The organism is Geosporobacter subterraneus DSM 17957 (genome assembly GCF_900142145.1).
Taxonomy (GTDB): domain Bacteria; phylum Bacillota; class Clostridia; order Peptostreptococcales; family Thermotaleaceae; genus Geosporobacter; species Geosporobacter subterraneus.
Window position 1 is genome coordinate 69,523 of the sequence record NZ_FQZV01000007.1, and the last position, 14,130, is coordinate 83,652.

Below are 14,130 nucleotides of genomic sequence, written 5' to 3' on the forward strand. Positions count from 1 at the left end.
TCGCTACACCCCATTTCCAGAATCCTTGTTTAAAATAATTGATTGTGAAAAAACTTTTTGCTTATATTGTATGATTTTGTCGATAATTTCGTCAATACTCTCTTTAACAACTACGTTTTTACCTGTTGTCAATCGAATTACTGTATCTGGAGTGGCCTCCAATGTTTCTATCAGTTCACTGTTGATCACATATTGCTCTCCACCTAATCTTGTAACCCGGATCATATCATCCACCCTTTAATCTATTCCGGGCTTATCGCCCGGAATAGAACAAATTCAAATTATTATCGTTTTAAATTAACCAGTTCCTGCAGCATCTCATCGGTCGTTGTAATAATCCTGGAATTGGCCTGGAAACCTCTTTGGGTTGTAATCATGTCCGTAAATTCTTGAGATAAGTCTACATTCGACATTTCCAAAGCGCCAGGATTTAATGCTCCTAAACTTCCAGATGCCGGTGTCCCATATTTGGCAGTTCCCGAGTTTGGTGTTTCAATAAACAGATTGTTTCCGATTTTCTGCATCCCAGAGGGGTTATCAAAGTCTGCCAACATCAGTGTGGCCAGTATTTTTCGTTCACCATTGGTAAAGTTACCGATTACCTCACCTTTTGAAGAGATGCTCCAGTTGTCCAATACCCCTGCACTGTTTCCAGTTAAGGATACTCCTTTAGCATCAGAAGCTCCAGAGAAATGTGTTAATAATGGTTTACCGTTGTCGTCCATAAATACACTATCGTTAATCGTAAAAGAAATATCATTAGCCCCAGGAATATTTGCAATAGTTAATTTACCTACCACTGATCCCGTTTCTGAAAAAGTTCCATCAGCTGCCACAGAACCTTCAAAAAGTCCAATATAATTTCCGCTGGCATCAAATTTTACATAGACGTCAGCCGGGTCTGCATCTGCTCCGTTAAATGTAAGTTTTCTATAGGATACTCCTGCCCCGTCTATACGATCTTTAAAGTCCACTCTAATGGTATGTACTCTGCCAAGACTGTCGAAGACGTCAACTGTTGTACTATAATTATCTTTTGTAGCATCATAAGTATCATCACCAAAATTGATATTGCCTTTAATCTGAATTCCAGATTTATTTAATGCTGGATTTGGCGGAGTATCTGCATTTATCTCTCTATCACCGGTTGCCGTTCCTACTACCGTTGCTGATCTGTTGATCTGTACCGGCCGAACTTCGTTATTTTCATTATAGCCTAATACCTTGAAACCATTTGGGTCTACGATAAATCCTAATTTATCCTCAACGAAACTGCCGGCTCTGGTATAAAACTTATTTTGGAAGTTTACATCATTGGTTACCACAAAGAAACCGCTGCCATCGATCATGACATCCGTAGGTACATTTGTAGTCATTGTAGCACCCTTAGTATGTATAACATTAATGCTCGCTACATTTACGCCAAGTCCTATTTGCTGTGGATTGGTACCGCCTCGTCCCCCTTGCGGAGATCCTGCTCCTCGGATTGTCTGACTGAAAACTTCTTGGAAGGTAACCTTGCTTCCTTTAAATCCAACGGTATTAACATTGGCAATGTTGTTACCGATTACATCCATTTTCGTCTGGTGAACTCGAAGTCCTGAAACTCCGGAGTACATTGATCGCATCATTTTCTTTTGACCTCCTCTTTTTTGCCGTTTTTGCCTCTTCCTTCACTCCAAGGCAGATAGCTTCCTGTAAGGTCCAGCTATATGATTACGGCTCCATCTATATTTGTAAATACGCTTTCTTTTAGCTGATCATCCGTAGCAGCAGTGATAATGGTTTTATTCTTAACGCTGGCAACAAAGGCCTTGTTATCCATAAGAATCAAGGTTTCCTTAATCCCTTTTTGCTTTGCTTTGTTTAGTGCCTCGTTTATTTTATCGATTGCCGTCACATCCAAATGAATATTTCTAGCCTCCAGCCTCTGCAGTGCATGCTTTGAGAATTTCACCTCTTGATTTTGTACAATTTGCTCCAAAAGCTGAGCAAAAGGCTTACTGCCGCTAGATGGATTCCCTATTGTTTTATTATTTTGCAGTTGTATCGGTTTTCCCGATTGAATGATTACTTTATTCATGGTCTTACCCTCTAAGCTTCCACATTTGCATCATCTTGACTATCAACATCCTGATTGGCGGTAGGAATCTGTGTGCTAGCAGGCAATCCATATTCCTTAATTGCCTTGTTCAGATTTACTAGCTCCTTTAGAATCTCTTTATTGGTGCTTAATAAATCTGAATTATTTACATGCATTTGATAGGACAGCGAAACTCCTAATTCCTCAATCAATTCCTGGGTTTCTGTCATGGTCTTGTTAAGGTTTTGCACCTGCTCTAAAGTGCTAAACTGTGCCATCTGTGCTATAAATTCTTTATCCTCCACCGGATTAAGCGGATCCTGATGTCTCAACTGGGTTACCAGCAGCTTTAAAAAAGCATCTTTATCCAGTTTTTGGTTGGGATCATTGTTATTCCTATTGTTTACGCCGCCAGTATTACTTACATGATTCACTGAAGCTGATGACATATTTACACCTCCTATGCGAGAAAATCAATATTTTCACTATGTAATGATTTTACGGTTTGTGCCTCAGCCTGAACTGCAGCAGCGCCATGAAACGAGCCTAGTCCCTTGATCTTAGAGTTGTTCTGGCGTTTCTGAAAAGCCATAAAGTGCTGCTGTTTCTGGAAATTTCCGTCATTTCCTACGAATACGCTCAGTTCCTGAACGTTTAGCCCTTTTTGCTGCAGCGAGTCCTTTAAGGTATTCATGTTTGATTCCAATATCTCCTTAACTATATGACTCTCAGCTAAGAATTTTGCAACCACTATTCCTTTCTCTACTTCTAATTTCATTACCAATTTTCCTAGATGATCTGGTTTTAACTGGATAAGCATTTCTGAACGTTCATCATCGATAAACACTTCAGCTTTTGGCAAGATTTGCTCCATAATGTTAGGGAAACTTGGTTTTGGAAGAGCAGACGGCATTGCATTTGTCGGTTCCTGAGAAACTTCTGCAAGCTTTTCAACGGAAGAGCCAATCATCACATTCAAGTCTTTATGCTGTGGATTGATCTTTGTAATGTGGACATCCTCTAATTGTGTTGGACGCTGATGCTCATTTCTACCCTTGTCCTCTTTCTTGGTTTCCACCACTTCCCTTTGATTTACCAGAACCTTGTCTTTAACAGGTTCTATAGTTTCCTGATCCAATTCTACATTTTTTATCTCCAGTTTTTTAACTGACGCTTTTATCATTTCTTTTTTCTCTAGGGGAGCCATATCAACCGTCTTAACTTCTTCGGGCTGATCTTGAAGCCGCTCAGAGAGCCTATTAATGATATGCTGCAGCTCCTTTAAAAGCTTTTTTGCATTTGCGTCGATGTTGATTTCTTCCTCTTGCGTTATGTTCATATCATTTTGTCCAATGCTTGAGGTCGTCTCCTTGGACAGACTGTTTAAAACCTGCTCCATATCTTTTATAATGTCCTCTAAAGACACTCCAGCCTCTGATGCAGGTTTCTGAAGCTGTTCCAGCGAAGTTTTCAGGATTTCTAGAGATGATAAGGCAACAGGCAGTTCTATATTCTCTTCAGGGACTGTTACAAGGGCCTCTTTAAGGTTTAATAGCATTGCCAATAATTCACTTACTCTCTCCTTTGCAGCATTTGACCCGTCTTTCTCCTGCACGACAACTTCCATGTCAGAATTCCTGCTTGCCGTCTGCTTCTGATTGCTGCTAATGGATATGTCCTTCTTGTTCTGTAGCAATACGGAATATTTGTTTTGATTCATCTCTTGTCTGTCAGAAATCTGTTTGCTCTCCAAGTTATCTCTAAGGAGCTGGTTAAAACTGTTTTTTTGATTCCTTATAGTACTTCCTATTACCCCCCCACTGGCCTTAACAACAGGCTGCATATTCACTTGTGCAAAGTAGTTTTTCATTCTTTTCACCTCCTTTCAATGTTTTATTATCTAGTCAGGCATAGCCAATCTTTTAGAGATTTCTGGCCCTAGATTTCCTTCTAAAGCTGCAATGACTTCTGCCTGAGTTTTTTCCTTAAGATTTCTCAATACGCCTAAAGCCAAATCCTTATCGGTTATTGTAATTGTTTCGTTATTGGAGAAGGTTTCTCTAATAACATTTCCACTGCCTTTATACAGCTTTCCGATTAGATCTGCAATTTGCTGCGGTGTCATTTTGCCATAAACCTTTATCAGATCATTTACTCTTTCATCGTGCTGTCTATAGAGTCTCATAGCTTGCAATACATCATCGGTTGTCAATCCGCCACCCGGTTCTAATGCTTCCGCTTCCTTCATCTTGCTTAATAACTTCAACTGGAATTGTAAATCTTCCATCTTGTTGAAGGTCTTAGCAGTTTGGATCAAATCCATATTTCTAAAAATTATCGTTAAGTCCTCTAACTTATACTTTTTTTCATTCCCCAGTTCCTTTGCCAGAATTTCTGGCCGGTCCGCGTTATAAATCTGTGCTGCATTGACTAATGAAAGCTCCTTATCCTTTAATTGCTGTAGGCTCTGCTGGATTTTTCTCTGCTTTTCCTGAGATTCAAAATTTGAAAGGATTCTGGCGGCTACATCTCCATCCAGATGCTTTAGAACTCTAATGGTTGTGGCATCCTTCATTTGTTCCATAATCAAACCCATTTCCCGAAAGGACACAAATTCACGCATTAGGCTCTGATCGATTTCATTGATTAAGTTTACCATAGATAAGGTTTCATAAAACTTAGCCTTATCCACTAAAGTGTTTTTTTGGTCTGCCTCAATCTGCTCTAAAGTAAGGGTTAAAATGTCCTTTTTTAAAGAATTGTCTCTAAGCAGTTCTAACACCTTCTCAGTTTGTTTCGAATTCCCCTGTCCCATGATTCGAATAATATCATGATAAAGGGCTTCATCTTCCTGTCTTATAATCGTCAGCTTATCAGCAGCTCTGGAGACTTCGGTATTAAGAAGAAAATCTGCGACCTGCTTTTTACGAGCCTCCTTTTCTTCACGGGTAGGAAAGCTCTGAAAATATGTACCAATAAATCCCGGCGACTGACTAAGATGATTATTTGCAATGTATCTGAAATTTTCATTCGTATAATACACGATTCCAAGAATGGTGGCAGGTATCATTGTAAATACAGCCAATACAATGATGATAATTTTCCCAATATTCAAAGATGAGGTTTCTTTTTCAACTGTATTTGAAGTAGCCATTTTTGCCCCCTAATTGCTCTTGTAATTATTAAAGGTTACCAGTTGATCGATAAACTTTTCTTCTTCCTTTTTTTCCTGATAGTTGAAGAGCTCCTTTTCTTTTTCTTTTAGCTTTTCAAAGGTGCGCCGCTCAGTAGAAGCTTTGATTAATGCAGTACGCAAATAGCTTACGCTATTGCTACATTGTTCTATGGATTCCTTCTGATGATGGATTTTTTGATTTAAATTATGCATATAGGTCTCATAAACTTTTAATTGTGAAGCGTGAACGCCCTGTTCCATTTGACACCTTAGCTGCTGCCGACAATTAAACTTATCCTTATTAAGGCCATTCAGCTTATCCTTTTCCAAGTCTAGCCGCTCAACAGCCTTATGTAATTTTCCTTTAGCTATCTCCTCGTGCTTTTCCTTGATATTTAATAGGTTATCGTACTTAAAGTGGAATTTGTTCATTTACAACACCTCTATTGGAAAAGTTTTCTAATTTCTTCAACTGAATTCTCATAGTCATAAGATTCGTAGATACCTTGCTTCAGGTAGCTATTTAGCTGATCTATCATGGAGATTGAATAATCAATCTGTTTGTTGCTTCCTTTTACGTATGCTCCTATACTAATTAGGTCTTCTGCTTCCTTATATACCGCCAACAGGTTTTTGAATGAATTGGCCAGCTGCAGATGGCTTTCATCCACCAAGTGCGGCATAAGACGGCTAACACTGCTAAGAATATCGATGGCAGGATAATGATTTTTATTGGCTAGAGTTCTAGATAGTACAATATGTCCATCCAAAATCCCTCTCACTGTGTCGGTTATCGGTTCATTTAAGTCATCTCCGTCTACAAGTACAGTATACAGTCCGGTAATGGAGCCTTTATCTGAATTTCCTGACCGTTCTAATAATTTAGGCAGGGCAGCAAATACCGAAGGTGTATATCCTTTTGTAACCGGTGGCTCCCCAACGGCTAACCCAACCTCCCGCTGAGCCATACTAAATCTGGTGAGGGAATCCATCATCAACATTACATTTAGTCCCTGATCCCTAAAATATTCTGCAATAGAAGTAGCCAGCATTGCACCTTTCATTCTTACCAGAGCCGGTTGATCTGAAGTTGCCACGACTAGAACCGACCGCTGCAGGCCCTCTTCTTGCAAGTCATTCTCAAGGAATTCCCGTACCTCTCTTCCCCGCTCCCCAATGAGTGCAATGACATTCACATCAGCCTGCGTGTTTCTTGCGATCATGCCTAACAAGGTACTTTTCCCTACACCACTTCCTGCAAATATGCCAATTCTTTGGCCATTTCCACAGGTCAGAAGACCGTCAATGGCCTTTATCCCTAAAGATAATACGCTTTCAATTTTATTCCGCCGCAGAGGATCTGGCGGAGTATTGTTTACCGGATACTTTTTGTTTAAAAAAATACTTCCTTTTCCATCGATAGGGTTCCCCAGGCCGTCTAGAACACGTCCCAGCAACTCATTTCCCACATTTACAGTTAATGCTTCATCGGTCGCTACAACTTTACTTCCGGGGCCGATGCCGTCCATTTCTCCAAGAGGCATTAATAGAACCTTTTTATCTTTAAATCCCACTACCTCTGCTTTAATAGGTTTAGTTCCCTTTAAAGGATAGATGTGGCATAATTCACCTAATTTGACCGCAGGGCCCATTGCCTCAATGGTAAGTCCAATCACCTGTGATACTTTTCCGCTGTACTTAATTAGATTTACATGATCCATTGCCAAACGGTATTTTTTTAAGTTAATCGTATTCATTGGCTACTCGCTCTCCAAAAGTTCTTTGAATAGTTCCTTTATCTGGTTTAACTGGGTTTCTATACTTGAATCAATACTCCCTGAAATAGTATCGATAACACAACTGCCTTTTTTAAAGGCGGCGTCCTGCTTGATTTGTATATCATCAATATTTTCTGCTAAGGATAGGATCTTCGGTCTTGCAGATATGGCATATGCATAATCCTCCGGACTAACCCGTATCACCAGGGAATCTGTATAGGTGCACTTTTCTAATCCTAGCTTAATTAGTCCAATAATGGTTTCGTAGGAATCCTCTACCCGTTCATAAAGGATTTTTTCTACAGTTTCAATCACTAAATCCACCAGTTCCTTTTCAAAATCCTTGGCAGCTTCCCGTTTTGAACGCTGCAATGCTTCTTTTATTTGTAGTGCTTCCTGTATCAGATAATCAGCTTCAGATTTGCCATCTTCATAGCCTTCCTTTTTTCCTTCCTCATAGCCTTCTATCTTGGCATTCTGATAGATTTGTTTTGCATTTTCATAGGCTTCTTGGATAATCTTTTCTGCTTCTGTGGCTGCATTTCGTAATCTATCCTGAATCTCGTCCTCAAGAGCTTGCAGTTTATCCTGCATAATTTCATCGAAGGATGGTTTTTGTTCCACGTCCTTATGACTTTCTTCGTATTCTAAAACAGGCTCTAAAGGAATATTGGCTTCAATTTCTTTTTTTTCCCCAACTCTGATATAAGGAGATTTGAAAATTCTAGACAACGATTTCGTCCCCTCCTCCGCGGGAAATAATAATCTCTCCGGCTTCCTCTAGCTTTCGAATAATATTTACAATCTTTTGCTGTGCTTCTTCTACATCCCTCAATCGCACAGGACCCATAAATTCCATATCTTCTTTGATCATCTCAGCCATACGCTTAGACATATTGTTGTAAATAACTTCCTGTACTTCTTCTGTAGCTCCTTTAAGGGCAATTGCCAGTTCATTATTATCCACTTCGCGAATAAATCTTTGTATGGACGTACTGTCAAGAGTAACAATATCCTCGAATACGAACATGCGCTTTTTGATTTCTTCAGCCAGCTCAATATCCTGTACTTCAAGGGTCTCAAGAATAAATTTCTCTGTTCCTCGATCTACTGCATTTAATATATCTACAATAGACTGGATTCCACCCGCAGATGTATAATCTTGTGTTACCATTGAAGAAAGTTTCCTTTCTAAAACAGCCTCTACCTCTTTAATGATCTCTGGAGATGTGCGATCCATGGTGGCGATCCTTTGGGCTACTTCCGACTGTTTCGCTTGAGGTAATGCTGATAATATTTGACCCGCTTGCAAAGGATTTAAGTACGCTAGAATAAGCGCAATGGTCTGGGGATGCTCGTTCTGTATAAAGTTTAACAACTGACTGGCATCCGCCTTTCTTACAAAATCAAAGGGTCTTACCTGCAATGATGCAGTTAATTTATTTACGATATCAAAGGCCTTCTGAGACCCGAGGGCTTTCTCTAGAATCTCCTTCGCATAATTGATGCCGCCCTCTGAAATATACTCTTGTGCCAGACAAATTTGATAGAACTCCTCTAGCACCTTTTCTTTTTCTTCTGCAGGTATTTTCCGCATATTTGCGATTTCTAAGGTCAACTCTTCAATTTCTTCCTCCTGAAGGTGTTTAAATATCTTTGCCGATTTGTCAGGCCCTAAAGCGATTAATAACACTGCTGCCTTTTCTTTTCCACTCATTCCACCTTTTCGAGCCATGCATCTACACTCCTAATCTTCATTTAGCCAGGTCTTTAATAACTGTGCTACAGCCTCTGGCTTTTTGTCGACAAAATTATTGATTTGCTTCTTATAGTTAGACTTTTCATTGACATCTAGTTCAATTTCATTGATATCATTTGCAATTGGCATGATTGGTGTTTGTAGCAGGCTATCCATTTCTTTCTTGCGCTGTCTGACTCGATAGATAGCAAAACCAGATCCTCCTAACAGCATTACCGCCAGAATTGCCATTGCCCACAGCGGAACCACATCAAAAATACCTTTTTCTGTTGCCCCTGGCATATTTGCCAGCTGGTCTGTCAATGTAGTGTCAAAATCTCTCGCCATTACTTCTACAACTCGTGTATCCAATCCCGCAGCTGCAGAGACTAGATTAATGATTTCCTGCTTGTGTTCATCGGACATTTCTTGATCTACTAGTGCCTTTTTATTTACTACAACAGCAACAGTAATATCTTTTACCTGTCCTTGAGCCTTAACGATTTGCTTTCGAATCTCATTCAATTCATAGTTAATCGTCTGATTCGCTTTATCATACCGGGAATTATCACCGCTATTTTCGACATACTGAGTAATATCCTCAGAATTAGAATCTGTTCCAGGCACCCCGCCCTGAGGACTGTTTATTACTTGTTCCTTTAGTTCACTCATACTGATAACAAGACCCTGAGTTTCGCCGGGAATCGGCGGAGCAAATTCTTTACTTTCCGTAACCTCACTATCAAAGTCAAGCTTCACATTCACCAGGGCCGCCACATTTCCCGGTCCATATACAGTAGCCAAAAACTGCTCAATACTGTTTTTTAGGTCATTTTGTACCTGATGCTGCAAATTTAACTGATTGGATGCACTAAAGGCATCTCCTTCTTTCTTCTTGTTTAATACTCTGCCTTTATTATCTACTACTGAAATATTCTCTGGATCTAAATCCTTAACAGCATTGGATACGATCATTACAATTCCATTTACCTGTTCATCCAAAAGGTTCACACCTGGCTTAAGTTCTACAAAGACAGATGCCTTTGACTTTTGCTCATTGATTAGAAAACCTGTTTCATCAGCTACCGTAAGGTTTACTCTTGCTTTATTTACTCCTTCGATCTCTTCTATGGTACTTCCCAATGCATTCATTTGAGCAATCAAATAACGTTTCTTTCTTTCATCATTAGTCATGGTAAGACTGCTGTTATTCAGCATATCTTCATATGAAAAATTTTGTTTGGGAAAGCCTGCGATAGCTAAATTCATCTTAGCCTTGTTTAGATATTCTTTGGGTACTAAAATTGTTGATTCGCTGTCTCCATTTTTCCACGGGATTCCCATTTCATCTAAATTTTTTGTCATCTCGCCCGCGTCTTTTAGGGGTAGATCCCGGTAAAGGGTTACATATTCAGGTTGGGCTGTAAAAAAGATTAATAATGCCATACTTGTTATAATCAACAATCCACTTACCCCAATTTTTATTTTCTGAGAAGTATTTAGGGATTGATAAAATTCATTGAGCTGTTGTTTCATATTTTCAAAGGCATTGCCCATTTAGCCACCTCATTTCATGTATCAGAATATTATAGCTGGAGCCTCATAATTTCTCTGTAGGCATCTAAGACTTTGTTTTTTACTTCTACTGTGAATTGTACGGCAATTTCAGCTTTCTGGGCGGCAATCATAACCTCATGGATATTTTCAATCTCTCCCGTTGCCAGCAGCTCGTCCATATTTTGAGATGCAGCTTCTAAATCATTCAATTTATGTATAGATTCTTTTAAGAAAGTACCGAAATCAGATTTTGATTTCGTATTATCTATAGAAAATGGGGTAACTGATGGCTGTATGATGCTATTAATTTTCATGAATAATTACGCCTCCCATGTTTATCTTCCGATTTCCAGTGCCTTCATGGCCATACTTTTACTTGCATTTAAGCTGGTTACATTTGCTTCATAAGCTCTTGTAGCGGAAATCATATTGATCATCTCTGACACAATGTCTACATTTGGCATTTGAACATAGCCATTTTCATCTGCATCGGGATGTCCCGGTTCATAAATTTTTTTAAAGGGTGTTTTGTCTTCCTTAATTGCAGTAACCTCTACTCCATTTCCGCCTTGTCTTTTTCCTTTTGCCACTTCCAATTGCTCTGAAAAACTTAAGTGTGATGAAGCTTCCTTAAATACAGGCACTTGTCTGCGATAGGGTGTACCACTGCTTGTTCTGGTGGTATTTGCATTTGCAATATTTTTAGAAATAATATCCATCCTTAATCTCTCTGCAGTTAACCCGGTTGCACTAATGTCTATTGCTTTAAACATGCTCATTTAGTTACCTCCCATCTTTTATGACAAGCTTTAGTTTATTCATTTTCCCACTGATTCTCTGAGCAGCCATGTTGTAGGCGATGTTATTTTTAGCTAAATTCGCCATCTCTGCATCGATATTTACGTTATTGCCATCTTTTCGAACCTTGCTGTTCACGTCTTTCTTTATGGTTGGTTCAATATTATCAATGGTCATAGCACCTACAGGTATATGGCGTTCATGACTCATTTTCCCTTTGATGGAATATCCCGACAGGCTTTCCTTAAGCAGTGATTCAAACTCTACGATATCGCGTTTATATCCGGGGGTATTCACATTAGCGATATTATTTGAAATTGCACCATTTCTAAGCCAAAGAGCGTCCATTGACTTTTCTAGAGACCTCATTTTTCCGAAGGATTTGTCCAGCATATTCTATTTCCCTCCCGATTTCTATTGTTAATCTGTTCGACATATATTTACATCAAATTTTTATGTATATTTATTTATCCCCTTATTATTCAACAAAACATTTCATTTTCCTCCTATTTTCCTTTATAATCATATAACATTTATAGGGATTTTGTTGTCTTTTTTTGTCGTTTTTACATATATAGTCCTACAGTCCTCAAATGTTTACATAATTTAATTATATACTACCATCTACTGTGGCGAAAGCTTTAAATTTTCCTTAAAAAATAGTATAAGGGATAATACATCGTCATATTTCTTACTTTATCGACAAAAAAGAAAAAAAGCAATCGAATTTGATTGCTTTTAACCGATAAATTACATTTGCTCTATATTCTTAACAATTAACGTTTTAATTTTTTTAGTTCATCTAACAGCTTGTCATTCAGAATTTTTATATGTGTACCCTTCATACCTAAAGATCTGGATTCAATAACCCCTGCACTCTCAAATTTTCTCAAGGCATTTACAATAACGGATCTGGTGATTCCTACCCGATCTGCAATTTTGCTGGCTACTAACAATCCTTCGGTACCTTCCAACTCTTCGAAGATATGCTCTACAGCCTCTAGCTCAGAATAGGATAGTGTACCAATTGCCATTTGAACTACAGCTTTTTTGCGAGCGTCTTCCTCAATCTCCTCAGTCTTTGCTCTCAATATTTCCATCCCTACTACAGTTGCACTATATTCAACTAATACAAGATCTTCATCAATAAACTTATTTTCATGTCTTGCCAGAATCATCGTTCCCAATCTCTGTCCGCTGCCGTTGATTGGAACAATAGTAACAAGCTTGTTATAGCTTTCAACGTCATATTTGAAAATCTCTAACAATTGATCCCCGGTAACATTATACTTTGTTTCAACAATTTTTAATAATTCGTCGTTATATTCCTCCGGAAATTTATTATCTCCAGTATCCGGATCAATAATAATCGGGCAATCCGATGCATCCGCAAGACTGACGCCTAAAACTTTCCCCTTTTTACTGGCTACATAAACATTGGCATCTAAAATTTCACTCAATGTTTTACATAACTCTGAAAAAGAAACAGGTCCATTTCCAGACTGCTGCAATATTTTATTAACCCTTCTTGTTTTCTCTAGTAATGTATTATACATTGCTAATCCTCCTTAATAACTTTTTTCGTTTGTTTATAGACTATATAATATATTTGTTTAGGTCTTGACCGGTAACGTTGTTGGATAACTTTTCTACTACATAAGCCTTATCAATGGTAAGCCTTTCTTGTTTTATTTCTGTAATTTCAAAAGAAATATCCTCAAGTAGCTTTTCTAATACCGTATGTAATCGTCTAGCACCTATATTCTCAGTTTGTTCATTGATCAGGTATGCAATATTTGCGATTTCATTTATAGCTTCGTCTTCAAAATGAATTTTTATGCCTTCCGTTTCTAACAACAATTTATACTGTTTGACAAGCGCATTTTCAGGGGCCGTCAGAATCTCTCGAAAGTTTTCTCTCGAAAGGTTTTCCAACTTCACACGGATCGGAAACCTTCCCTGCAACTCTGGAATCAAATCCGTTATTTTTGAAATATGAAAGGCACCGGCACCAATAAAGAGAATATGGTCTGTTTTTATTGGACCGTACTTTGTCATTACAGTACTTCCCTCTACAATAGGGAGTATATCTCTCTGTACCCCTTCCCTAGAAACATCAGGACCACCCTTATAGCTGCTGCTGGCAATCTTATCAATCTCATCCAAGAATATAATACCATTCTGTTCTGCATTTTCAATGGCTTCCGTTATTACTTCATCCATGTCAATCAATTTTTGCGCTTCTTGATCCAATAATATTTTCCGGGCTTCCTTCACAGTCACTTTTCTTTTTTTCGTTTTTTTGGGAAGAATTCCACCCAATAGATCGTTTACGTTAATATTCATTTCTTCATTTCCTGCACCTGAAAATAGTTCTATCGTTGACCTTCCTGTATCCTCAACCTCTATTTCCATCATTTCCTTCTCCAGCAGTCCATCTTCCAGCTGCTTGCGAACCTGTTCCCTCTGCAGTTTTGCTGTAGCTATTTCCTGTTGATAGGAGATCCCTTCATCTTCTTCTGATTGTCCTCCTCCAAAAAGTGCTTCTAGCGGATTTCTGAAGGCTGTATTTTTTTTCGGCATAGGGCATAGGATGTCGACGATTTTATCATCGATGAATTTCTTGGCGATTTCATATTTCTCCTCAATTCTATGGTTCTTTACCATTCTGATAGAAGTCTCAATCAGGTCACGAATCATAGATTCTACATCTCTGCCAACATAACCGACCTCGGTAAACTTTGTAGCCTCTACTTTTACAAAAGGGGCATCCACCAATTTGGCCAACCGCCTGGCAATCTCTGTTTTTCCAACTCCCGTTGGACCCATCATGAGAATATTTTTAGGTTTTATTTCTTCCTTGAAATAATCCGGCAATAGGCTTCTTCGATATCGGTTTCTTAATGCTACAGCTACTGACTTCTTTGCATCCTGTTGACCAATAATATATTTATCCAACTCTGCAACAATCTCTTGAGGTGTTAAATCCTTCATCGCTCAA

Annotated in this window: 16 protein-coding genes; all 16 read right to left on the bottom strand. The window is 38.7% G+C overall.

Features of this window, described 5'->3' with window-relative positions:
* Positions 1–3: 3 nt before the first annotated feature.
* The 16 genes from BUB56_RS03125 to hslU all read right to left on the bottom strand — a co-directional run bounded on the left by BUB56_RS03125 (position 4) and on the right by hslU (position 14,123).
* Positions 4–225, bottom strand: coding sequence for a flagellar FlbD family protein (locus BUB56_RS03125; protein WP_110939925.1), 222 nt, complete (start codon positions 223–225; stop codon positions 4–6).
* A gap of 59 nt (positions 226–284) precedes the next feature.
* Positions 285–1,631, bottom strand: a complete 1,347-nt coding sequence (locus BUB56_RS03130) for a flagellar hook protein FlgE (protein WP_110939926.1) — start codon at positions 1,629–1,631, stop codon at positions 285–287.
* A 77-nt stretch (positions 1,632–1,708) separates the two neighbouring features.
* Entirely contained in the window at positions 1,709–2,083 is a 375-nt protein-coding gene (locus BUB56_RS03135) for a TIGR02530 family flagellar biosynthesis protein (protein ID WP_110939927.1), read from the bottom strand.
* Positions 2,084–2,094: 11 nt separating this feature from the next.
* Positions 2,095–2,532, bottom strand: a complete 438-nt coding sequence (locus BUB56_RS03140; RefSeq protein ID WP_110939928.1) for a flagellar hook capping FlgD N-terminal domain-containing protein — start codon at positions 2,530–2,532, stop codon at positions 2,095–2,097.
* An 11-nt stretch (positions 2,533–2,543) separates the two neighbouring features.
* Positions 2,544–3,953 carry a flagellar hook-length control protein FliK gene (locus BUB56_RS03145; protein ID WP_110939929.1) on the bottom strand — a complete coding sequence of 470 codons (1,410 nt, stop codon included), beginning with the start codon at positions 3,951–3,953 and terminating at the stop codon, positions 2,544–2,546.
* 30 nt (positions 3,954–3,983) lie between these two features.
* Positions 3,984–5,237: a MotE family protein gene (locus tag BUB56_RS03150; RefSeq protein WP_110939930.1), complete on the bottom strand. Its 1,254-nt coding sequence runs from the start codon at positions 5,235–5,237 to the stop codon at positions 3,984–3,986.
* A gap of 9 nt (positions 5,238–5,246) precedes the next feature.
* Positions 5,247–5,690, bottom strand: coding sequence for a flagellar export protein FliJ (fliJ, locus tag BUB56_RS03155; RefSeq protein WP_110939931.1), 444 nt, complete (start codon positions 5,688–5,690; stop codon positions 5,247–5,249).
* An 11-nt stretch (positions 5,691–5,701) separates the two neighbouring features.
* Complete coding sequence (fliI, locus tag BUB56_RS03160) at positions 5,702–7,015, bottom strand: flagellar protein export ATPase FliI (RefSeq protein ID WP_110939932.1); 1,314 nt, start codon at positions 7,013–7,015, stop codon at positions 5,702–5,704.
* Positions 7,016–7,018: 3 nt separating this feature from the next.
* Complete coding sequence (locus BUB56_RS03165; protein WP_110939933.1) at positions 7,019–7,768, bottom strand: FliH/SctL family protein; 750 nt, start codon at positions 7,766–7,768, stop codon at positions 7,019–7,021.
* Complete coding sequence (fliG, locus tag BUB56_RS03170) at positions 7,761–8,771, bottom strand: flagellar motor switch protein FliG (protein ID WP_110939934.1); 1,011 nt, start codon at positions 8,769–8,771, stop codon at positions 7,761–7,763. Before fliG ends, BUB56_RS03165 begins: the two co-directional genes overlap by 8 nt.
* A gap of 12 nt (positions 8,772–8,783) precedes the next feature.
* Positions 8,784–10,331, bottom strand: coding sequence for a flagellar basal-body MS-ring/collar protein FliF (fliF, locus tag BUB56_RS03175; RefSeq protein ID WP_110939935.1), 1,548 nt, complete (start codon positions 10,329–10,331; stop codon positions 8,784–8,786).
* A 29-nt stretch (positions 10,332–10,360) separates the two neighbouring features.
* Positions 10,361–10,645, bottom strand: a complete 285-nt coding sequence (gene fliE / locus BUB56_RS03180) for a flagellar hook-basal body complex protein FliE (protein WP_110939936.1) — start codon at positions 10,643–10,645, stop codon at positions 10,361–10,363.
* Positions 10,646–10,666: 21 nt separating this feature from the next.
* A complete protein-coding gene (flgC, locus tag BUB56_RS03185) occupies positions 10,667–11,110 on the bottom strand; it encodes a flagellar basal body rod protein FlgC (protein ID WP_110939937.1) in 444 nt (147 codons plus the stop codon).
* 4 nt (positions 11,111–11,114) lie between these two features.
* Positions 11,115–11,522, bottom strand: coding sequence for a flagellar basal body rod protein FlgB (gene flgB, locus BUB56_RS03190; protein ID WP_110939938.1), 408 nt, complete (start codon positions 11,520–11,522; stop codon positions 11,115–11,117).
* A 383-nt stretch (positions 11,523–11,905) separates the two neighbouring features.
* Positions 11,906–12,685, bottom strand: a complete 780-nt coding sequence (codY, locus tag BUB56_RS03195; RefSeq protein WP_110939939.1) for a GTP-sensing pleiotropic transcriptional regulator CodY — start codon at positions 12,683–12,685, stop codon at positions 11,906–11,908.
* Between the two features lie 40 nt (positions 12,686–12,725).
* Positions 12,726–14,123, bottom strand: a complete 1,398-nt coding sequence (gene hslU / locus BUB56_RS03200) for an ATP-dependent protease ATPase subunit HslU (protein ID WP_110939940.1) — start codon at positions 14,121–14,123, stop codon at positions 12,726–12,728.
* Between the last annotated feature and the right edge of the window lie 7 nt (positions 14,124–14,130).

What these genes read in the sequence shown, in the direction of transcription:
- BUB56_RS03125 (WP_110939925.1), bottom strand. Translation starts at nt 225, where the DNA reads ATGATCCGGGTTACAAGATTAGGTGGAGAGCAATATGTGATCAACAGT.
- BUB56_RS03130 (WP_110939926.1), bottom strand. Translation starts at nt 1,631, where the DNA reads ATGATGCGATCAATGTACTCCGGAGTTTCAGGACTTCGAGTTCACCAG.
- BUB56_RS03135 (WP_110939927.1), bottom strand. Translation starts at nt 2,083, where the DNA reads ATGAATAAAGTAATCATTCAATCGGGAAAACCGATACAACTGCAAAAT.
- BUB56_RS03140 (WP_110939928.1), bottom strand. Translation starts at nt 2,532, where the DNA reads ATGTCATCAGCTTCAGTGAATCATGTAAGTAATACTGGCGGCGTAAAC.
- BUB56_RS03145 (WP_110939929.1), bottom strand. Translation starts at nt 3,953, where the DNA reads ATGAAAAACTACTTTGCACAAGTGAATATGCAGCCTGTTGTTAAGGCC.
- BUB56_RS03150 (WP_110939930.1), bottom strand. Translation starts at nt 5,237, where the DNA reads ATGGCTACTTCAAATACAGTTGAAAAAGAAACCTCATCTTTGAATATT.
- fliJ (WP_110939931.1), bottom strand. Translation starts at nt 5,690, where the DNA reads ATGAACAAATTCCACTTTAAGTACGATAACCTATTAAATATCAAGGAA.
- fliI (WP_110939932.1), bottom strand. Translation starts at nt 7,015, where the DNA reads ATGAATACGATTAACTTAAAAAAATACCGTTTGGCAATGGATCATGTA.
- fliG (WP_110939934.1), bottom strand. Translation starts at nt 8,771, where the DNA reads ATGGCTCGAAAAGGTGGAATGAGTGGAAAAGAAAAGGCAGCAGTGTTA.
- fliF (WP_110939935.1), bottom strand. Translation starts at nt 10,331, where the DNA reads ATGGGCAATGCCTTTGAAAATATGAAACAACAGCTCAATGAATTTTAT.
- fliE (WP_110939936.1), bottom strand. Translation starts at nt 10,645, where the DNA reads ATGAAAATTAATAGCATCATACAGCCATCAGTTACCCCATTTTCTATA.
- flgC (WP_110939937.1), bottom strand. Translation starts at nt 11,110, where the DNA reads ATGAGCATGTTTAAAGCAATAGACATTAGTGCAACCGGGTTAACTGCA.
- flgB (WP_110939938.1), bottom strand. Translation starts at nt 11,522, where the DNA reads ATGCTGGACAAATCCTTCGGAAAAATGAGGTCTCTAGAAAAGTCAATG.
- codY (WP_110939939.1), bottom strand. Translation starts at nt 12,685, where the DNA reads ATGTATAATACATTACTAGAGAAAACAAGAAGGGTTAATAAAATATTG.
- hslU (WP_110939940.1), bottom strand. Translation starts at nt 14,123, where the DNA reads ATGAAGGATTTAACACCTCAAGAGATTGTTGCAGAGTTGGATAAATAT.